This window comes from Fibrobacter sp. (assembly GCA_012523595.1).
Lineage (GTDB): Bacteria > Fibrobacterota > Chitinivibrionia > Chitinivibrionales > Chitinispirillaceae > JAAYIG01.
Window position 1 is genome coordinate 1 of sequence record JAAYIG010000106.1, and the last position, 14,815, is coordinate 14,815.

General features: G+C 45.7%; 15 protein-coding genes. 6 read left to right on the top strand and 9 right to left on the bottom strand.

Features of this window, described 5'->3' with window-relative positions; genetic code table 11:
• The coding region (locus GX089_07315; GenBank protein NLP02286.1) for a hypothetical protein at positions 1 to 141 on the top strand (141 nt) is incomplete at its 5' end.
• A 388-nt stretch (positions 142 to 529) separates the two neighbouring features.
• Here the strand turns inward: GX089_07315 and GX089_07320 are convergent.
• From GX089_07320 to GX089_07350, 7 genes are read right to left on the bottom strand one after another with little or no spacing between them, the layout of a single operon-like run.
• Positions 530 to 982 carry an HIT family protein gene (locus tag GX089_07320; protein NLP02287.1) on the bottom strand — a complete coding sequence of 151 codons (453 nt, stop codon included), beginning with the start codon at positions 980 to 982 and terminating at the stop codon, positions 530 to 532.
• A 19-nt stretch (positions 983 to 1,001) separates the two neighbouring features.
• A complete protein-coding gene (gene bioB / locus GX089_07325) occupies positions 1,002 to 1,973 on the bottom strand; it encodes a biotin synthase BioB (GenBank protein NLP02288.1) in 972 nt (323 codons plus the stop codon).
• A gap of 15 nt (positions 1,974 to 1,988) precedes the next feature.
• On the bottom strand, positions 1,989 to 2,687 hold the full coding sequence (locus GX089_07330; GenBank protein NLP02289.1) for a hypothetical protein: 699 nt from the start codon (positions 2,685 to 2,687) through the stop codon (positions 1,989 to 1,991).
• Entirely contained in the window at positions 2,674 to 3,828 is a 1,155-nt protein-coding gene (locus GX089_07335; GenBank protein ID NLP02290.1) for an 8-amino-7-oxononanoate synthase, read from the bottom strand. Before GX089_07335 ends, GX089_07330 begins: the two co-directional genes overlap by 14 nt.
• Positions 3,806 to 5,194, bottom strand: coding sequence for an adenosylmethionine--8-amino-7-oxononanoate transaminase (gene bioA, locus GX089_07340; GenBank protein NLP02291.1), 1,389 nt, complete (start codon positions 5,192 to 5,194; stop codon positions 3,806 to 3,808). The genes GX089_07335 and bioA overlap by 23 nt, the downstream gene beginning before the upstream one ends.
• Entirely contained in the window at positions 5,139 to 5,822 is a 684-nt protein-coding gene (gene bioD / locus GX089_07345) for a dethiobiotin synthase (protein ID NLP02292.1), read from the bottom strand. The genes bioA and bioD overlap by 56 nt, the downstream gene beginning before the upstream one ends.
• A complete protein-coding gene (locus tag GX089_07350) occupies positions 5,819 to 6,610 on the bottom strand; it encodes a methyltransferase domain-containing protein (GenBank protein NLP02293.1) in 792 nt (263 codons plus the stop codon). The genes bioD and GX089_07350 overlap by 4 nt, the downstream gene beginning before the upstream one ends.
• 178 nt (positions 6,611 to 6,788) lie before the next feature.
• Here GX089_07350 and GX089_07355 point away from each other — a divergent pair, with 178 nt between their 5' ends.
• Positions 6,789 to 7,541, top strand: coding sequence for a hypothetical protein (locus GX089_07355; protein NLP02294.1), 753 nt, complete (start codon positions 6,789 to 6,791; stop codon positions 7,539 to 7,541).
• 2 nt (positions 7,542 to 7,543) lie between these two features.
• Complete coding sequence (locus GX089_07360) at positions 7,544 to 8,674, top strand: alpha/beta hydrolase (protein ID NLP02295.1); 1,131 nt, start codon at positions 7,544 to 7,546, stop codon at positions 8,672 to 8,674.
• 10 nt (positions 8,675 to 8,684) lie between these two features.
• Here GX089_07360 and GX089_07365 read toward each other — a convergent pair whose 3' ends face one another.
• Positions 8,685 to 9,101 carry a YjbQ family protein gene (locus tag GX089_07365; GenBank protein ID NLP02296.1) on the bottom strand — a complete coding sequence of 139 codons (417 nt, stop codon included), beginning with the start codon at positions 9,099 to 9,101 and terminating at the stop codon, positions 8,685 to 8,687.
• Positions 9,102 to 9,457: 356 nt separating this feature from the next.
• Here GX089_07365 and GX089_07370 point away from each other — a divergent pair, with 356 nt between their 5' ends.
• Both GX089_07370 and GX089_07375 read left to right on the top strand, forming a co-directional pair.
• Positions 9,458 to 11,221 (top strand): DNA primase, encoded by a 1,764-nt coding sequence (locus tag GX089_07370; GenBank protein NLP02297.1) that lies wholly within the window; start codon positions 9,458 to 9,460, stop codon positions 11,219 to 11,221.
• A complete protein-coding gene (locus GX089_07375) occupies positions 11,221 to 12,774 on the top strand; it encodes a sigma-70 family RNA polymerase sigma factor (protein ID NLP02298.1) in 1,554 nt (517 codons plus the stop codon). Before GX089_07370 ends, GX089_07375 begins: the two co-directional genes overlap by 1 nt.
• A 324-nt stretch (positions 12,775 to 13,098) precedes the next feature.
• Here GX089_07375 and GX089_07380 read toward each other — a convergent pair whose 3' ends face one another.
• Positions 13,099 to 13,278, bottom strand: a complete 180-nt coding sequence (locus tag GX089_07380; GenBank protein ID NLP02299.1) for a hypothetical protein — start codon at positions 13,276 to 13,278, stop codon at positions 13,099 to 13,101.
• 186 nt (positions 13,279 to 13,464) lie between these two features.
• On the opposite strand from GX089_07380, the gene GX089_07385 reads away from it, so the two are divergent.
• Positions 13,465 to 14,802, top strand: coding sequence for a DUF2380 domain-containing protein (locus GX089_07385; protein ID NLP02300.1), 1,338 nt, complete (start codon positions 13,465 to 13,467; stop codon positions 14,800 to 14,802).
• Positions 14,803 to 14,815 lie beyond the last annotated feature (13 nt).

A 14,815-nucleotide genomic window follows, 5' to 3' on the forward strand; every position in this document is an offset into this window, starting at 1 on the left:
AGTGAAGAATACAATTACCTGCATGTGGTAATAACCTATCTGGAATCGGTTATCAGCGATGAATTGATGGATCAGTTCAGTGAGGTAGTCGAAAGAGAGTATAAACATGGTGAGGCGGTTATGAAAAACGATAGCAGATAGATATCGAGAGGAAGGGCGTGAGGAAGGGCGTGAGGAAGGACGTGAGGAAGGACGAGAGGAAGGGAGGCTAGAAAAAGAGCGGGAAATTGTCAGGCAGATGGTTCAGAAAGGAATGAGTCTGCAATCGATCCAGGAGATTACTGGTTTTAACTATGAGACAATTGAGAAGATTTTACAAAATGGCTGAATTCAGACAGCTTAATTCTCAATTCATCTATGTAAAGCTAAAAAGATAATGATTTGGAATTTTGTCCAATTCTGAGTGGAAAACTCTATTTTGACTGATGTTCCAACAATGCCTGACAAACGAATAGTATGGTTAAATGGAACTCGACACTACCTTGCTATTGTAAATCAATGTTTTTGTCAATAAAGTGGGCGCAGTAAGTTACTGAGAATCCCTGAATTTTCTCATCTCCTCGGAAATCCTCGCTGCTATCTCACCCATCTCCTGAAATGACTGGTATTTTTTTCTGGGCCAGAAAAACCCTCTCAAACCATCACCTTTATTGCGGGGGACAATATGAATGTGGAGATGTGGAACACTCTGGGAAACTTTGTTGTTTACAGCAACAAAAGTTCCCTGTGCCTGGATTGCTTTTTTTACGGCAATTGTTAACAGCCGGGCAGCATTGAACAGATGCCCGGTTTCATGAGGAGAAAGATCTTCCATTTCGGAGATGTGGTTTCTGGGAAGAAGCAGTGTGTGTCCCGGGAAAAGGGGTCTTTTATCAAGAAATGCAAAAACGAAGTCATCCTCGTACACTACGGCTGCCGTCTCTTTACCTGAAATAATACTGCAAAAGACACATCCTGATGAGCGCATCTTTTTAGCTCCCATCCTGTCTACTGAAAAAGTCTCAGCTTGCTTCTCTCTTCACCAGTTCCAGCTTCTGGAGCATCAGATCATCAGTATTGATTCCTGCTCCGGATGTGGTAAGATACCCACCGGAGATATATCCGTTTGCGCCTGAAAAGAAAATGAGGCTCTGAAGAGGTCCGAGGTGATACTCTCTTCCTCCGCAGACCTTGATTGTCCTTTGAGGCATAGCCAGACGGAAGAGGGAAACAATCTTCAGGAGTTCAAAGGACGATTCCTTCGGGGCAGAGATTCCGGTTCCTTTTACAGGAATGTAAAAGTTGAGCGGAACAGTATCTATGTCAAGTGAACGAATCTCCTCACAGAATTCGATACGCTGCTCTCTGCTCTCACCAAGTCCCAGAATCCCTCCGCAGCAGACTTTCATTCCAGCCTTTTTGGCGTTTTTGACAGTTTCCACTCTGTGTTCCCATGTGTGTGTGGAAACAATTTCAGGGAAAAATGAGCGGCAGGTCTCTATATTGTGGTTGTAACATGACACACCGGCATCACGCAGCATCACGAATTCTTCATAGTCAAGTATTCCAAGGGAGGCGTGTTTCTCTCCCTGACAGTCTTTCAGGGCACCGGTGATTATTTCAATCTCATTCCTTGATAGTCTCCGTCCGCTTGAAACCACACAGAAAGGAAGATTATGCCTGCGGGCATTTTCCAGGTTCTCCTTTATCTTTTCAGGATCAGCCAGTCCGCTGATTGTTACCGATGTGTGGTTGTGATCTGATTGTGCGCAAAACGCACAGTCTTCCGGGCATCCGCCTGCCTTTATGTTCATCAGTGAACATGGGTCAACCGTATTTCCATGGAAATGGCGTCTCACCTGATCCGCACAGGCAAAAAGCACCGATATCTGGTCAACAGGCCAGTTGAGAATCTCTTCCATATCAATTCTGTCAATACCTGAACTGATTGATTTCTCGAAAAGCTCAGATGCTCTGAGAAATATTGACTGCATTAGGATATCCTCTCTTCAGACGGTTGTATCTATTGCCGATTTAATTTCCTTGTGATATTTGTCAAAAAAGAGATGAGGCCCGTCGTACTTATGAAAACTGCCGTCTATCGCGCGGCAGAGATACTCTCCGGCCTCACAGGGAATTATCATATCCCTGGAACCATGGAAAATTAATTTCTGGAAAGGAAGACTTCCCAGAGTCAGCAAATAATCAGTGGAAAAAGCCGCTTGTTCCAGGAATCGTAATCCCGCTTCGAGTTCTGCGGTCGTATATGGAACAGAATGTAACTTTCCGTCCATGCCGCAACGGGCGTAAAATCCTTTAAGCACGTTTTCCCTGTCGACTGCCAGAGAGGTTCTCATCGATTCCAGTACCGACCTTCTGGTACCGAAACGGAAATTGTCTTTTCTGCAGAAGGTGTGAGTGGCGGAGAGAAGTACCAGTATCACCGGGTTGAGCACAGATGCCAGGGATAGGGATAGTATTGCCCCTGTTGACCATCCTGCAAGATAAAGAGGCATAGACAGCCGGGGTTCCAGGATATTTTTAAGACGCTGTATCCAGTCCGGAACAAGAGTTCCTTTGTCAAACAGAGAGGGAATAAGAGGGTTGATGTCGATGTAATTGGAGTTTTTTCCGAAGATACTTTCCAATACAGCAGGAGGAACCGCCCATCCGCCCAGAACTGTCCAGACCATGTTATCTGTTTTCATGTCTCGTTTTCCACTCGTAAATATGGCGCAGAACATAATCGAGCTGATCGTTGTCAAGTCCGAGGTGGATTGAGAAGCGGATACGGGCTGTAGATTCCGGAACCGTGGGAGGCCTGATCGCCGGGGCGATTATGCCTTTGGTTTTAAGAAAGCTGCGTAAATCAAGTGCATCATTCTCGTTCCCGGTAATACAGGGAACGATCTGGGTTGAACTGTTGAGGGAGGAGAAACCCATTTTATTCAAGGATGCTCTGAAGAAATCGGCTTTTTCAAGGAGGTTTTTTCCATTGATTTCGCCGTTTCTGATTTTTCTTATCGCAGCTAAGTTGAATGCAAGTACATGGTGGGGGAGAGCTGTTGAGTAGATAAAGCTTCTGCTGAAATTGATCAGAAAATCACGTATCAGGGATGAACCTGCGAAATATCCGCCCAGACCAGCCACTGCTTTACTCAGTGTACCTACAAAAACATCAATTTCATCCCCGACACCCTCTTCATCGGCAAGCCCACGTCCCTCTCTGCCGAAAATTCCCACTGCATGGGCTTCATCTAGCATTACAGCACAGTTGTATTTACGTGCAAGAGAACAGATATCTCCCAGAGGAGCCCTGTCTCCATCCATGCTGAAAACTGAATCTGTGACTATGAGTTTTTCTTTTGAAGATGAAGAGGAAAGCCTTTTTTCCAGGTCAGCCATATCGCAGTGACGATAGCGGTTCAGTTTGCATCTGGAAAGAGCGATACCATCGTAAATTGATGCATGATTGAGACGGTCACAGAAGACCTCTGTATCCCTCGTACACAGTGCCTGGAGAATTCCGGTATTGGTGCAGTAACCTGAATTGAATAACAGTGCTGCCTCGCTTCCTTTCCAGGAGACAATCTCTTTTTCCAGTTCGGAATATAGCTCCGACTGTTCCGATACAAGCCTTGAGGAGAGATTGCCGTGGATGCGGTTATCGGCCAGTTTCAGTGCCTCTTTACGGATGCTTTTGTCATTTTGCAGATCAAGATAGCTGTTTGTGGAAAGATCTATCACTCCTGAATCCCTCCTGAAAGGAGGGATAGAGCGCATGCGGTGCAAAGCCACTCTTTCGGAGAGAGATTTCTCTATTCTATTATAAATGGGAGAGTTCCGCATTAATCGTTTCCTTCAGTGCCTTATGGGTAAGAAACAGCATGTTGTCCATCTGATCATTGGTGATAGTAAATGGGGGCATGAAATAGATGACATCGCCTAAAGGTCTTATAAGCAACCCGAATTCCCGGGCCTTGAGCGAGAGCTTATAGGTAAAGCGGGAATCAGGCGGGAGTTTTTCCTTTGTTGCCTTGTTTTTCACAAGCTCAATAGCGCCTACCATACCCAGAGATCGCACATCGCCGACTACCTCGTAGTCAAGAAACTCCTTCAGCTTCGCTGCAAACTGCTCGGTTGTGCCATGAAGAGAATCAGGGATATTGTAGGTTGTGATAAGATCGATAGAGGCGCAGGCTGCTGCTGCGGCAAGGGGATTTCCGGTAAAGGAGTGGCCGTGATTGAAAATCTTTCCGGAGCGGAAGTCTCCGCTGAACTCATTGAAGATAAAATCCTTTACTATTGTTGCGGAAAGCGGCAGATATCCGCCTGTCAGTCCTTTTGCCAGGCACATTATATCCGGGACTCTTCCGGCATGATCACACGCAAACATTTTTCCTGTTCGTCCCATACCCATCGCCACCTCATCAGCTATAGTCAGGATGTTGTATTCCCTACACAGATCAAATATTCTTGTGAGGACTTTCTGAGGGTAGATGCGCATCCCTGCAGCTCCCTGAACCATGGGTTCGAAAATGCATCCGGCAATCTCCCCGTTTTTCTCCTGGAAAATCCGCTCCAGAGAGTTCATGCACTCAGCGTTACATGTATCCGGATTGCAACCTGCAGGACAGCGGTAGCAGTAGGGTGAATCGGCGAAGACCTGTTTTTTAAAGGAGTTATGGAAAACAGTGTGGTATTGCGGGATCGAGCCGACAGACATTGCGCCCAGAGTGTCACCATGGTAACCCCCGTCAAGAGCAACAAAAAGGGTTCTGTTCTGTCCTTTCAGGTTGTGATATTGGAGTGCAACTTTCAGTGCCACTTCGACCGCCGTTGAACCATCATCGGAATAGAAAATTCTGCTTGTTTTCTCCGGAAGGATACTTCCTAACTTTTGAGAGAGGCGCAGGGCAGGTTCCGAAATGAACCCGGCCATAAGCACATGTTCGATTTTTTCAAGCTGGTCTTTGATGGATGCGTTGATGACCGGATGACAATGACCGAAAATGCTCACCCACCATGACCCGATCGCATCGATATATCCCCGCCCATTATTATCAAAAAGATAAATACCAGATCCTCTCTCAATCACAACTGGCGGGCAATCGAGAGTATCCTGATAATATGTAAATGGCATCCAGATCCGGTCGAATTCATCCCCGGTTCCGGGAGCAGAACTGAAGGATTTGCTCGCATTGGCTGCTTCCATGTTTTACCTCCAATAAATCGACGGGTTTGATATACTCCCCGATAATTCTTCTGTTGTCCTGATAAATAATTGTTTCCGGCTCGTTGCGGCAATTGTTGAGTACTACTGCTGCCAGAGATGCTCCACTCTGTCTCAGCGCTTTTATAGAAAGAAATGTGTGGTTGAGTGTCCCAAGGTGAGGAGAGGTGACTAGGATAACCGGAAGCCCCATGAGATTTATCAGATCAAGCATATAGAAAGTTTCTCCAAGAGGAACCATCAATCCACCCGCTCCTTCTACTATCACCATGGTATCAGGCCTGGAGATTTCCTCGAAGTATTTCAGTATTTTTTGCGGAGAGATAATGTCTGAGTTCAAAGATGCGGCAAGATGAGGCGAGCAGGCCTGACGGTACATGTAAGGGATATGCTGATTGTATGTACCTGTCAATCTGGCTCCACCTGAGATAACATACTCAAGATCCGGAGAAATGAGATTCCCGCTGCTGTCAACCTCACATCCGGTCTGAACTGGTTTCATGTAGGTAACTGCCTGTATCGTTGAGAACGTGTCTGCCAGTAATTTACTGATAAAAGTCTTGCCGATTCCTGTATCGGTTCCGGTAACAAAAAAACCGTTTTGATTCATGTCTGTTCCTTTTTTACAGAAGTCCCGATCATTGCCTGATAAGTGAGCGGGATTCCATGAGGTGTACTGAAAATGTCCTCATAGTATCTGCAGAACCTCTGTAGTTCACTTCTGGACATACGTCGTCCGTTTACAGCTGTGCTTCCTGTAGAACTTAGGCTCCGGAGGAGATCCATGGCACTGGGAAAATATTTAACGCAATGGTAGATTTCATATTCCAGGAGGGTGAAGCCGCTTTCTCTCAGTTGCTCCGAGAAATTATCCGGACTGCTCAACCTTACAGGAACAGAGAGGCCGAAATGTCTGCGGATCTCTGTCAATTCCTTAAAGCAACCATCTGTAAATACAGAAAACACCAGTTTCCCATTCCTGGTTAGCAGTCCTGAAATGCCTTTAAGCACAGGGATACTGGTATCGAGCCATTGCAGGACTGAGCAGACTATTGCTCCCGTAAAACAACCCTTTTTTAAGGGAAGCTTTTCGATATCAGCCTGAACCGGAAAAATTCCTGGAATTTTTTTCCCTGTCAGAATTGAAAGAGAATTTCGGGAGAGATCAACACCTGTAATATGGAAATTCTGATCTTTATCCAGGAGCATCTCTTCAAGTATTCCGGTTCCACACCCAAGATCTACCCACATTTCCGCTAATTGGCATTTGATAATTCTGTTTCTGACTGATTGCAGCAATTCTTTTTGTACAGAGGCGAATTGGTTGTATGTTCCGGCCTTGCTGCTGAAGGCAGCGGCAATCTTCTTTTTAGTCGGAAGAGAGGGTGGTAAATTCATAGAAGGATACTTCAGGATACAGAAAAAGCTATGTTCTCTCCAGGAAAATGCAATTTACTCTGCCCGGCCAACAATGAACGGGGTGAAGATGAAAATACTCTATGGCACATCATTTTATTATCTTAACATCTTATCTGATAGCTGCAGCAAATCAAGCCGACCCTTAACCTGAAGGAAAATGACAGCAACCACAAATGCTTCACAAATCTTCACCGGAAAAAAAATCTGTTCTTATCTTCTGGTGATCGCTGCTCTGATGACCTTTTCCTGTACCGCTGTCAATCAAGCCAGGACAATCGGTAAAGGAAAGGCAGGGCTTGAGCTTTCATTTGGTGGTCCGCTGATGACCAACCTTGGGCCCGTACTTCCCATGCCCAATTTTTTTCTGGGAGGTCGTTATGGTCTCAGAGAGGATCTGGATCTCTCGGTTAATCTGAACCTTCTCACTCCTGTAATTCCCGGTATTGCTCTGGATTTGATTACAGGGGGTCACTGGTTTCCTCTGCAGCCGGGAGTGGGCATTCAGAGCGCATCTCCTGACCGGGGATGGAGTGCGGGGTTGAGCCTGGAGGTACAATGGATAACAGATTTTAAAAATGGGCTCGTTGTGCTCCCGTCAATCGATATCGCAGGATCTTACCGCTATAAATGGATCAGTATCTTTACAGGATGTGCTACCGGATTCAATTTTTACCGTCCCGGAGAGGAAAATATCCTTCAGATATCACCATTTCTGGGCCTCGAGTTCATTACCCCTAAGAGAATCAGTTTCGGGATCAAGTTCTCGGCTTATGATCTGTTTTATAACTTTGACGGTTCGCAGGTAGAATGGATCTATCTGAAAGAAAACGGGGCAGTCCGTGAGAAGCATGCACCGATCGGTATCGCTGTCGGCCTGGCTTACACACTTCCAGACAGGAAACGGAATTGACCATGAAGAAAGTCGGCTTGTTTCTGGTTCCTCTTTTTTTATCACTGTGCAGTTGTATCAAGATTGACTTTTTCCTTTTTGCCAATGGTCTAGAAGAGTCAATCGAGGATTCATATCACGGACTTCTGCTTTACGCCGGGTCATCTTCTCCTGAATGGATCACTGAAGCTTCAGCTTCAATCGAGAGAGAGATCTATCTCACACCCGAGGGAAAACTTATCGAACCGGGTGATATCGGCCTCCACAGAGAGTATATCCATGGGTGTTTTCTGCCATCACCCAGGAATGCGCCTGCTGATTCCTGCCCGCTTACGGGGTCGAATGTCACATTCCTTTACACACATGGAAACAGCGGCGGTATGTTCAAGTACTGGTATCGCGCAGTTTCACTCTGGAGCATGGGCGCAAATGTCTTCATCTTCTCTTACAGGGGATATGGTTTGTCAAAAGGAGAGACAACTAGGGCAAGTGTCAAGATGGATGCCGATGCTGCTGCTACTTATCTGAAAAGCAGAAAAGACATCGATACATCGAGAATAATAATTTACGGATACTCTATGGGTGCTGTTACCGCAAGCTATCTCTCGGGGACATCTGCGCACAGAAATACTTTTGCCGGTACAATTCTGGAAGCTGGACTGGATTCTCCGGAAAATATTGTGGAGATGTCAAGTGGAATAAGTTTCCCTGGAGGTTTTTTCCTCGATACCGAACCTTTTAATGGACCCCAGTTTATTAAAAATACCACAAAGCCGGTGCTTCATTTCCATGGTCAAAAGGATACAAAAGTTACTCCTGAACAGGCAAAGAGTTATTATGAAGTCCTGAAAGATCATCCCGGATACACCCATCATATCGGCCGTGGGGATGATCCGATGAGTGAATGGATTTCAAAGGCGGCTCACGGCAATTTGCCCTTTACTGCCTTCTCTGCACCAAAGCAAATATCCGATTACTGGAATTACTCCGGCAATGAGTTCCATTGCTGTATCAACCCATTTGAATTCGAAGAGGAGCAGTTCCAGAGCTTTCTGCGTGATGTCGGAAACACAACCGGAAGTGAGATGTCACACACTGCGGCTATTTACCGGGAGTTTATCTCAGGATGGGTACTTGGAACATTTACCTGGTAGATAAGTGCCTCTACTCACCCATCACCTGCACAAAAATGGTTCTGTTTCTTGGACGGTTGTCATGGTCAATTACCACAACCTGCTGCCAGGTCCCCAGCACCAATTGTCCTCTACTGACAGGAACCGTTATTCCTGGTCCCATCAGTGTCGCACGGATATGAGAGAATCCATTGTCATCTCCCCAGGTTTGTGAATGACGTGAGTGCATTTTTTCTGAGACCAGATCGTCGAGTTTGTCCCTGACATCCTCTACCAGCGCAGGCTCATACTCGATTGTGCTGATCGAAGCGGTTGATCCAACGACAAAAATCACCGCTGCTCCCTCTTTGATTTTTGATTCAGATATTACAGATAACACCTTTTCTGTGATATCGCGGATGTCGGAGAAGCCCTTTGTCTGCACATTGAATGATTTGCCGAAAACCATGGTATGCTTCCTTTTTCAGGGATGTGGTCAGGGTTATATCCAGGAAAGAAAATAATTGGTGAACCTATCTTTTGACATCGTGATGGGGTGGAAACCGGCAGGGGACGGACAATTTTTTTGTTTTTTACATAGGGGATGTTGCAGACAGGTCTTAGGGGTTGTGTTTGGTTTAAACTGTTAAGTTACTGTTTCATCTCTGGGGTGAGAAAGTGATTTAACCGCTTAATTTTTTTGTGTCACCCCTGAGATGCAATAATGAACCCCTGCCAGGGATAGCATATAAACCAAACTGAAAGTATTTTCTTGGGGGCAGAGAGAACTGGGCAGTTTCAATTTTCAGTTTTTGTATCTTCTTTATGGCAATCCGGTTTGATGAATCGATCAAGGAAGAAATCCGTTCCAGAGCGGATATAGTGGCTGTTGTCAGCCGGTATGTCAATCTGAAACCTTCCGGGCAGACAATGAAGGGGTTGTGCCCGTTTCACAAGGAGAAAACTCCCTCCTTCCATGTAAATCCCTCCAGAGGGTATTTCCATTGTTTTGGCTGTGGCAAAGGCGGCGATGTATTCACGTTTCTGCAGGAAATAGAGGGGTTGGATTTTCCTGAGGCACTAAAGATGCTCGCTCAGGAGACTGGTGTCGAATTACGTCAGTACCAGACTCCATCCCAATCATCAGTGAACAGTGCCATTCAGCTTTCCAGAACAGAGATGCTTCTTATACATGAGATAGCCGCAAGATTTTTCTACAACAATATCCGCCTCAATCCCAAAGCCGTGGAATACTTCAAATCTCGTATGCTCAAGGCTGAAACTGTCAGGGATTTCAATCTGGGGTATGCACAATCGGGATGGTCCTCATTGGTTAATCATTGTCGCAGTAAGGGGATTTCTGAATCAAAGCTTGTCTCCTGCGGTCTTGCACTGCAGAAAGATGGTGGTGGAGTATATGATCGGTTCCGGGACAGGATCATGTTTTCTCTCTGTGATCTCTCCGGAAAAGTGATAGGGTTTGCCGGCCGGGGTATGGAGACCAATGCTGTTCCCAAATATCTGAATTCTCCGGAAACTGCCCTTTACAAGAAAAAAGAGTTCCTTTTTGGCCTGCACAAATCGAGGCTGGCAATAAAGGAAAACGGCTACTGCATGATAGTCGAAGGGTATATGGACTATCTGATCCTTTATCAGGCGGGAATCCGCAATGTGGTTGCTGTGTCGGGAACTGCTCTTACTCCTGAACACGGTCATTTGCTTCAGCGCTTCACATCAAATGTCCTGCTTCTTTTCGATGGAGACAGTGCGGGGCAAACCGCAGCGATCAGGGCGGTTTTTGTTCTGGCGCCTTTTAACCTGGATATCTCTATTCTGGTGCTTCCCAATGATGAGGACCCTGATTCCTATGTGAGCAAGTACGGAGGAGAAAAGTTTCTTGAAATTGTCAAAGGGGCACGCAACTGGGTCGATTTCATTATTGATAAGATGATGCAGGAGCATGATGCCAGTACTCCCAGAGGTAAATCAGCGGTGATTTCCGCACTTGAGCCGCTGGTGCAGTCAATTAACGATTCAATAGTCAGACAGAATTTCAAGAAGGAGTTGTCAGAGCGGTTAAATATCGATGAGAAGCTTGTATATAGCCGCTTTATTAAAGGAGCAAAGAAGAATTCCACAGAAGGGCGTAGCGGCATATTGAGCAGTGATGAAGAGTATTTGACATCACTGGAGGGTAGTTTTCTGCGGATCTTATTCACTAAACCGGAGCTTATCAATGAAGCATCGCAATACGTTGCTCCTGAAACACTTACGGATGGTGTTTCCGGTGATATATATTCATTGGTACTTGAGGCAAAGAAGCAGGGCGGGAGTTTAGCCGGTCTGGGGGATCGGACAGCTGACCCTGAAGTTAAGCGCCTAGTATCGTTGTTACTCGTGAAACCGGCTTTACAGGATCATATTCATGAGGAAATGGTTCAGAAAATTATCCACCTTCGCGCCAAGTTTCTCAGAGCACAGATCCGAAATGTCAAGCTGCAAATGAAGGACGAGCCACAGAGGCGTACTGAACTGCTTGCTCAACTGCAGGATTATTCAAAGCAATTAAAGGATCTGGACGGGGGATAATGATAAGGAAAAAAGAGCCCAGTAAAGTCAGGGAAGTTCCAGGCGATCGCATAACTGTCAGACTTCGTAAGCTGGCCACTCTGCAGGGGTTTGTCACAGAGGCACAAATCGAGGAGGTTGCCTCAAGTCCTCAGGACAGGGAACGGATTCAGCAGTTTCTCTCCTCAGAAAATATCCCTATCAATAGTTTCGTCAAAGAAAAAATCCCTCTTTACGAAAGACGTACGAGGCGAATCACTGCCAGCCGGCGTTCACCGCGTTACACCGATCCTACCTGGGTTTATCTTAACAGCGTCGGAAGAGTCCCTCTGCTTTCACGCGGACAGGAAACAGAATATGCCATGCAGATGGAATACGCCCAGGGGAAGCTCTTTGACATGGCATTCCGGGGAGAAAGCTCCCTTGAGAGCCTGTATAGAATTGCCGATGAACTCAGACATAATGAACTGGAATGTATTGATGTCCTTCAGATAGATGAGGATCAGCTTGAGGGTGAAGAGGACTACGAAAACCTGCGAAAAGAATTTCTCAAGATCATCTCACTGATTAAAAGGAAAACGAGTAGTATAGCTGCTTTGAAGATGGAAATCTCCAAAAACGGAGATAAAAAAGGAGAAATCAAGCAGAAGATTCAGAGCATGCTCGACGATGTAGTTGCCTTGTGCAGACGGCTGCGTCTGAATTCCAAACAGGTCGAGCTGGTTCTTGACACCTACAAAAGACGGCTAAGAGAAAACGACAGCAATCCTCAGTTGGAAGAGTTTACCCACTGGGAGGATATGCGCAACCAGGCCAAGTGTGCTATCATTGAGGCAAACGTCAGACTCGTGGTAAGTATAGCCAAGAAATACATCTTGAGAGGAATGGAGATTATTGACCTTATCCAGGAAGGTAATCGGGGGCTGATAAAGGCGGTTGAAAACTTCGATTATCGGAAAGGTTACAAGTTTTCTACCTATGCTACTTGGTGGATCCGTCAGGCGATCTCCAGGGCTATTAACGATAAGTCCAAAGCGATCAGGATCCCTGCCAACACTCTTGATCTTGTAAACAAGACTGTCAGGCTCTGTAAAAAATGGGTAATGGAATACGGGTATGAACCCAGCCATGAGGAGCTTGCTGAGGCATTGGGTTGCTCTGTGAGCAAGGTACAGATGGCACTTGAGTATTCGATGGAACCGATTTCACTGGACATGGAGATCGGAAACGAGGGCGGCACTACTGTGGGAGAGTATATAGAAGACACTCGTGCCGAAGACCCATCACTTCGCATCTCACTGATGCATCTCAGGGATCAGATCAAGCAGGTTCTCGATTCTCTTGCTCCAAAAGAGAGGGAGATTGTGACTATGAGATTCGGGCTCGATGATGGACGGATCAAGACTCTCAAAGAGATAGGTGAGATATTCAATATTTCCCGTGAGCGAGTCCGCCAGATAGAGACAAAGGCTCTCAGCAAGCTTAAACATCCGAGCCGTACTCGTCAATTGATGGCCTGGAAGGAGGAGCGTAATGAGACCTTTGCCGAGGAAGGGTATATATCTGAGAGCTGAAAAGGCACCTGACAAGGGTGTGTTTTAGTTCTACTCTTTGGGTTGGCTTCTGGTTCACCTCAGAGGTGAATTAGAGACATTGTCTTTTGTCATTGGTTCGCCTCGCAGGTGAATTATTGAATTAGCCTCGCAAGACCTCAAACCTGAGTCGTTACCCCCCATCTTTTCCAATTTCACAAGTAATTCCTAAAATCTCCGGGCATAGAACGACCAAATTCCCAGGAGTAATTCAACCAGAGGTTAAGAAAAGTGAAGTTTTTATAAACAGGTGGGGACGGATATTAACCTGTGTCGCACTTTATGACTTCAATGGAACAGTGTAGCCTACGTACAAACCATCTCTTTTAGAAAGTCCAGACCATGTATCCTGCAACTCCGGGAGATCATCTTTGAAACCGCAGATCCACTTACTCCCAGATAAGTGGCCAGATTGATACAGGAAAAACCGAAATGGCTGACTCCAACCAGAGCAAAAAGCTCCCTTGCAGTGGAGATCTCATTCATGCACCAAATCATCTCCGAGACAAAAAAACTTTTGTCTCTACATCATCTCCGGGGTGAATTGAACCACTGCATCAATTCCTTGATCACAATCGAAAATCGTGATAAAATTGATCTTTCATACTTGAAATCAGATATATTTATTCAAATCTGCTTTTAACCCGGTGAATTGTTCATGAAGGAAGTGTTATGCCAAAAAGAATTCTGACTGCTGTTATGCTTCTGTGCTTTCTCACTGCGGTCGTTTCTGCTCAGGAGGCGGGTGTTACCCAAAAGACCAATTTTGCAGTTGTTAACCTGAAACCAGGATCTGGCGTCACTGGTGGAGAGTGTGAACTGATCACTGACCGGCTGAGGACCGAGATGTTCAATACAGGAAAAGTGAATGTTATGGAACGTTCAGAAATGCAGGAAATCCTTAAAGAGCAGGGGTTTCAGCATTCAGGCGTCTGCACTGATGATGCCTGTCTTGTGGAAATGGGGCAGATGCTTGGAGTACAGACACTTGTCATCGGGTCGCTCGGTAAACTGGGATCGATGTTTATGATCAATGTCAGGGCTATCGATGTGCAGACAGCAAAGATTGTAAAAGTGGTATCGGTTGATATCAAGGGTGATATCGAGGAGCTTGTCGATCATCTGCCGGATATCGCAAGACAGCTTGTGTCATCTAAAGATTCTCTTGCCCCTGCTGCAGTTCCCGAAGAGGAAGTTACACCTGAACCACCACAGGATAGTGCTGCCGATACAGTGAGGGAAGAAGTCGTTGTGATTGAGAAACCTGTGGAACAGAAAAAGGATGAGGCCAAAAGTGTCGGGATAAACGAGAGAGCGGAAAAGAACCGTAACAGAAGTGGCATAGGGATTCACTTTGAGGTATACGGACAAGTGAGACACATTGTTGATGGCGAATTCAGCGACAGCATTATTCTGCTTGTTCCTGTTGACGGTGAAGAGTATTATGATCGATTCGGCAAAGATGTATATACAGATTATTTTCCTGCGACTAAATTCATGTTGAATTTCAAGATAAAGGCGGGACCGTATTTCAATGTTTTTGTGGGGCCGACTTTCATGTTCGCACATGAGGAATACAGCCGTTCCGGATACCTGGACTATGAATGGGTTGAGAGGGATTTGAATATCTATTATTACGTGCCATCTGTTCACACCGGATTTGCCTTTGTAAAAAGATGGTTTCCACTTAAGCTCAATATTGGGATAAATTTGGATTTTTGCATGCCGATAACTCACTATACCTATGTATTAGAAGGGGATTACCCCTATGTGGATGAGTATGCGACCGATTTCGACTTCTGGACCAGTTTAGGTTTCAAGGGTGGAATCGAAATTATGGCTGGTAAACATGTAGGGTTCAATCTTGATATCCTGTTTAATTGGTTGAGGTATTCAACTGAATTTGATTTTGATGAGTTCGATTTCGGTTTGGCTTCCGAAGATTCGCTTGACCAGGAGATACTGTTCCCTGCCCTGGGAGTCGGGTTCGGAATCAATTTCTATTATTGAGCAGTTTGCTTCT

Coding starts and splice junctions, on each gene's coding strand:
- GX089_07355 (NLP02294.1), top strand. CDS start 6,789: ATGACAGCAACCACAAATGCTTCACAAATCTTCACCGGAAAAAAAATC.
- GX089_07375 (NLP02298.1), top strand. CDS start 11,221: ATGATAAGGAAAAAAGAGCCCAGTAAAGTCAGGGAAGTTCCAGGCGAT.
- bioD (NLP02292.1), bottom strand. CDS start 5,822: ATGAATCAAAACGGTTTTTTTGTTACCGGAACCGATACAGGAATCGGC.
- GX089_07330 (NLP02289.1), bottom strand. CDS start 2,687: ATGAAAACAGATAACATGGTCTGGACAGTTCTGGGCGGATGGGCGGTT.
- GX089_07370 (NLP02297.1), top strand. CDS start 9,458: ATGGCAATCCGGTTTGATGAATCGATCAAGGAAGAAATCCGTTCCAGA.
- GX089_07320 (NLP02287.1), bottom strand. CDS start 982: ATGGGAGCTAAAAAGATGCGCTCATCAGGATGTGTCTTTTGCAGTATT.
- bioB (NLP02288.1), bottom strand. CDS start 1,973: ATGCAGTCAATATTTCTCAGAGCATCTGAGCTTTTCGAGAAATCAATC.
- GX089_07335 (NLP02290.1), bottom strand. CDS start 3,828: ATGCGGAACTCTCCCATTTATAATAGAATAGAGAAATCTCTCTCCGAA.
- GX089_07365 (NLP02296.1), bottom strand. CDS start 9,101: ATGGTTTTCGGCAAATCATTCAATGTGCAGACAAAGGGCTTCTCCGAC.
- bioA (NLP02291.1), bottom strand. CDS start 5,194: ATGGAAGCAGCCAATGCGAGCAAATCCTTCAGTTCTGCTCCCGGAACC.
- GX089_07385 (NLP02300.1), top strand. CDS start 13,465: ATGCCAAAAAGAATTCTGACTGCTGTTATGCTTCTGTGCTTTCTCACT.
- GX089_07380 (NLP02299.1), bottom strand. CDS start 13,278: ATGAATGAGATCTCCACTGCAAGGGAGCTTTTTGCTCTGGTTGGAGTC.
- GX089_07360 (NLP02295.1), top strand. CDS start 7,544: ATGAAGAAAGTCGGCTTGTTTCTGGTTCCTCTTTTTTTATCACTGTGC.
- GX089_07350 (NLP02293.1), bottom strand. CDS start 6,610: ATGAATTTACCACCCTCTCTTCCGACTAAAAAGAAGATTGCCGCTGCC.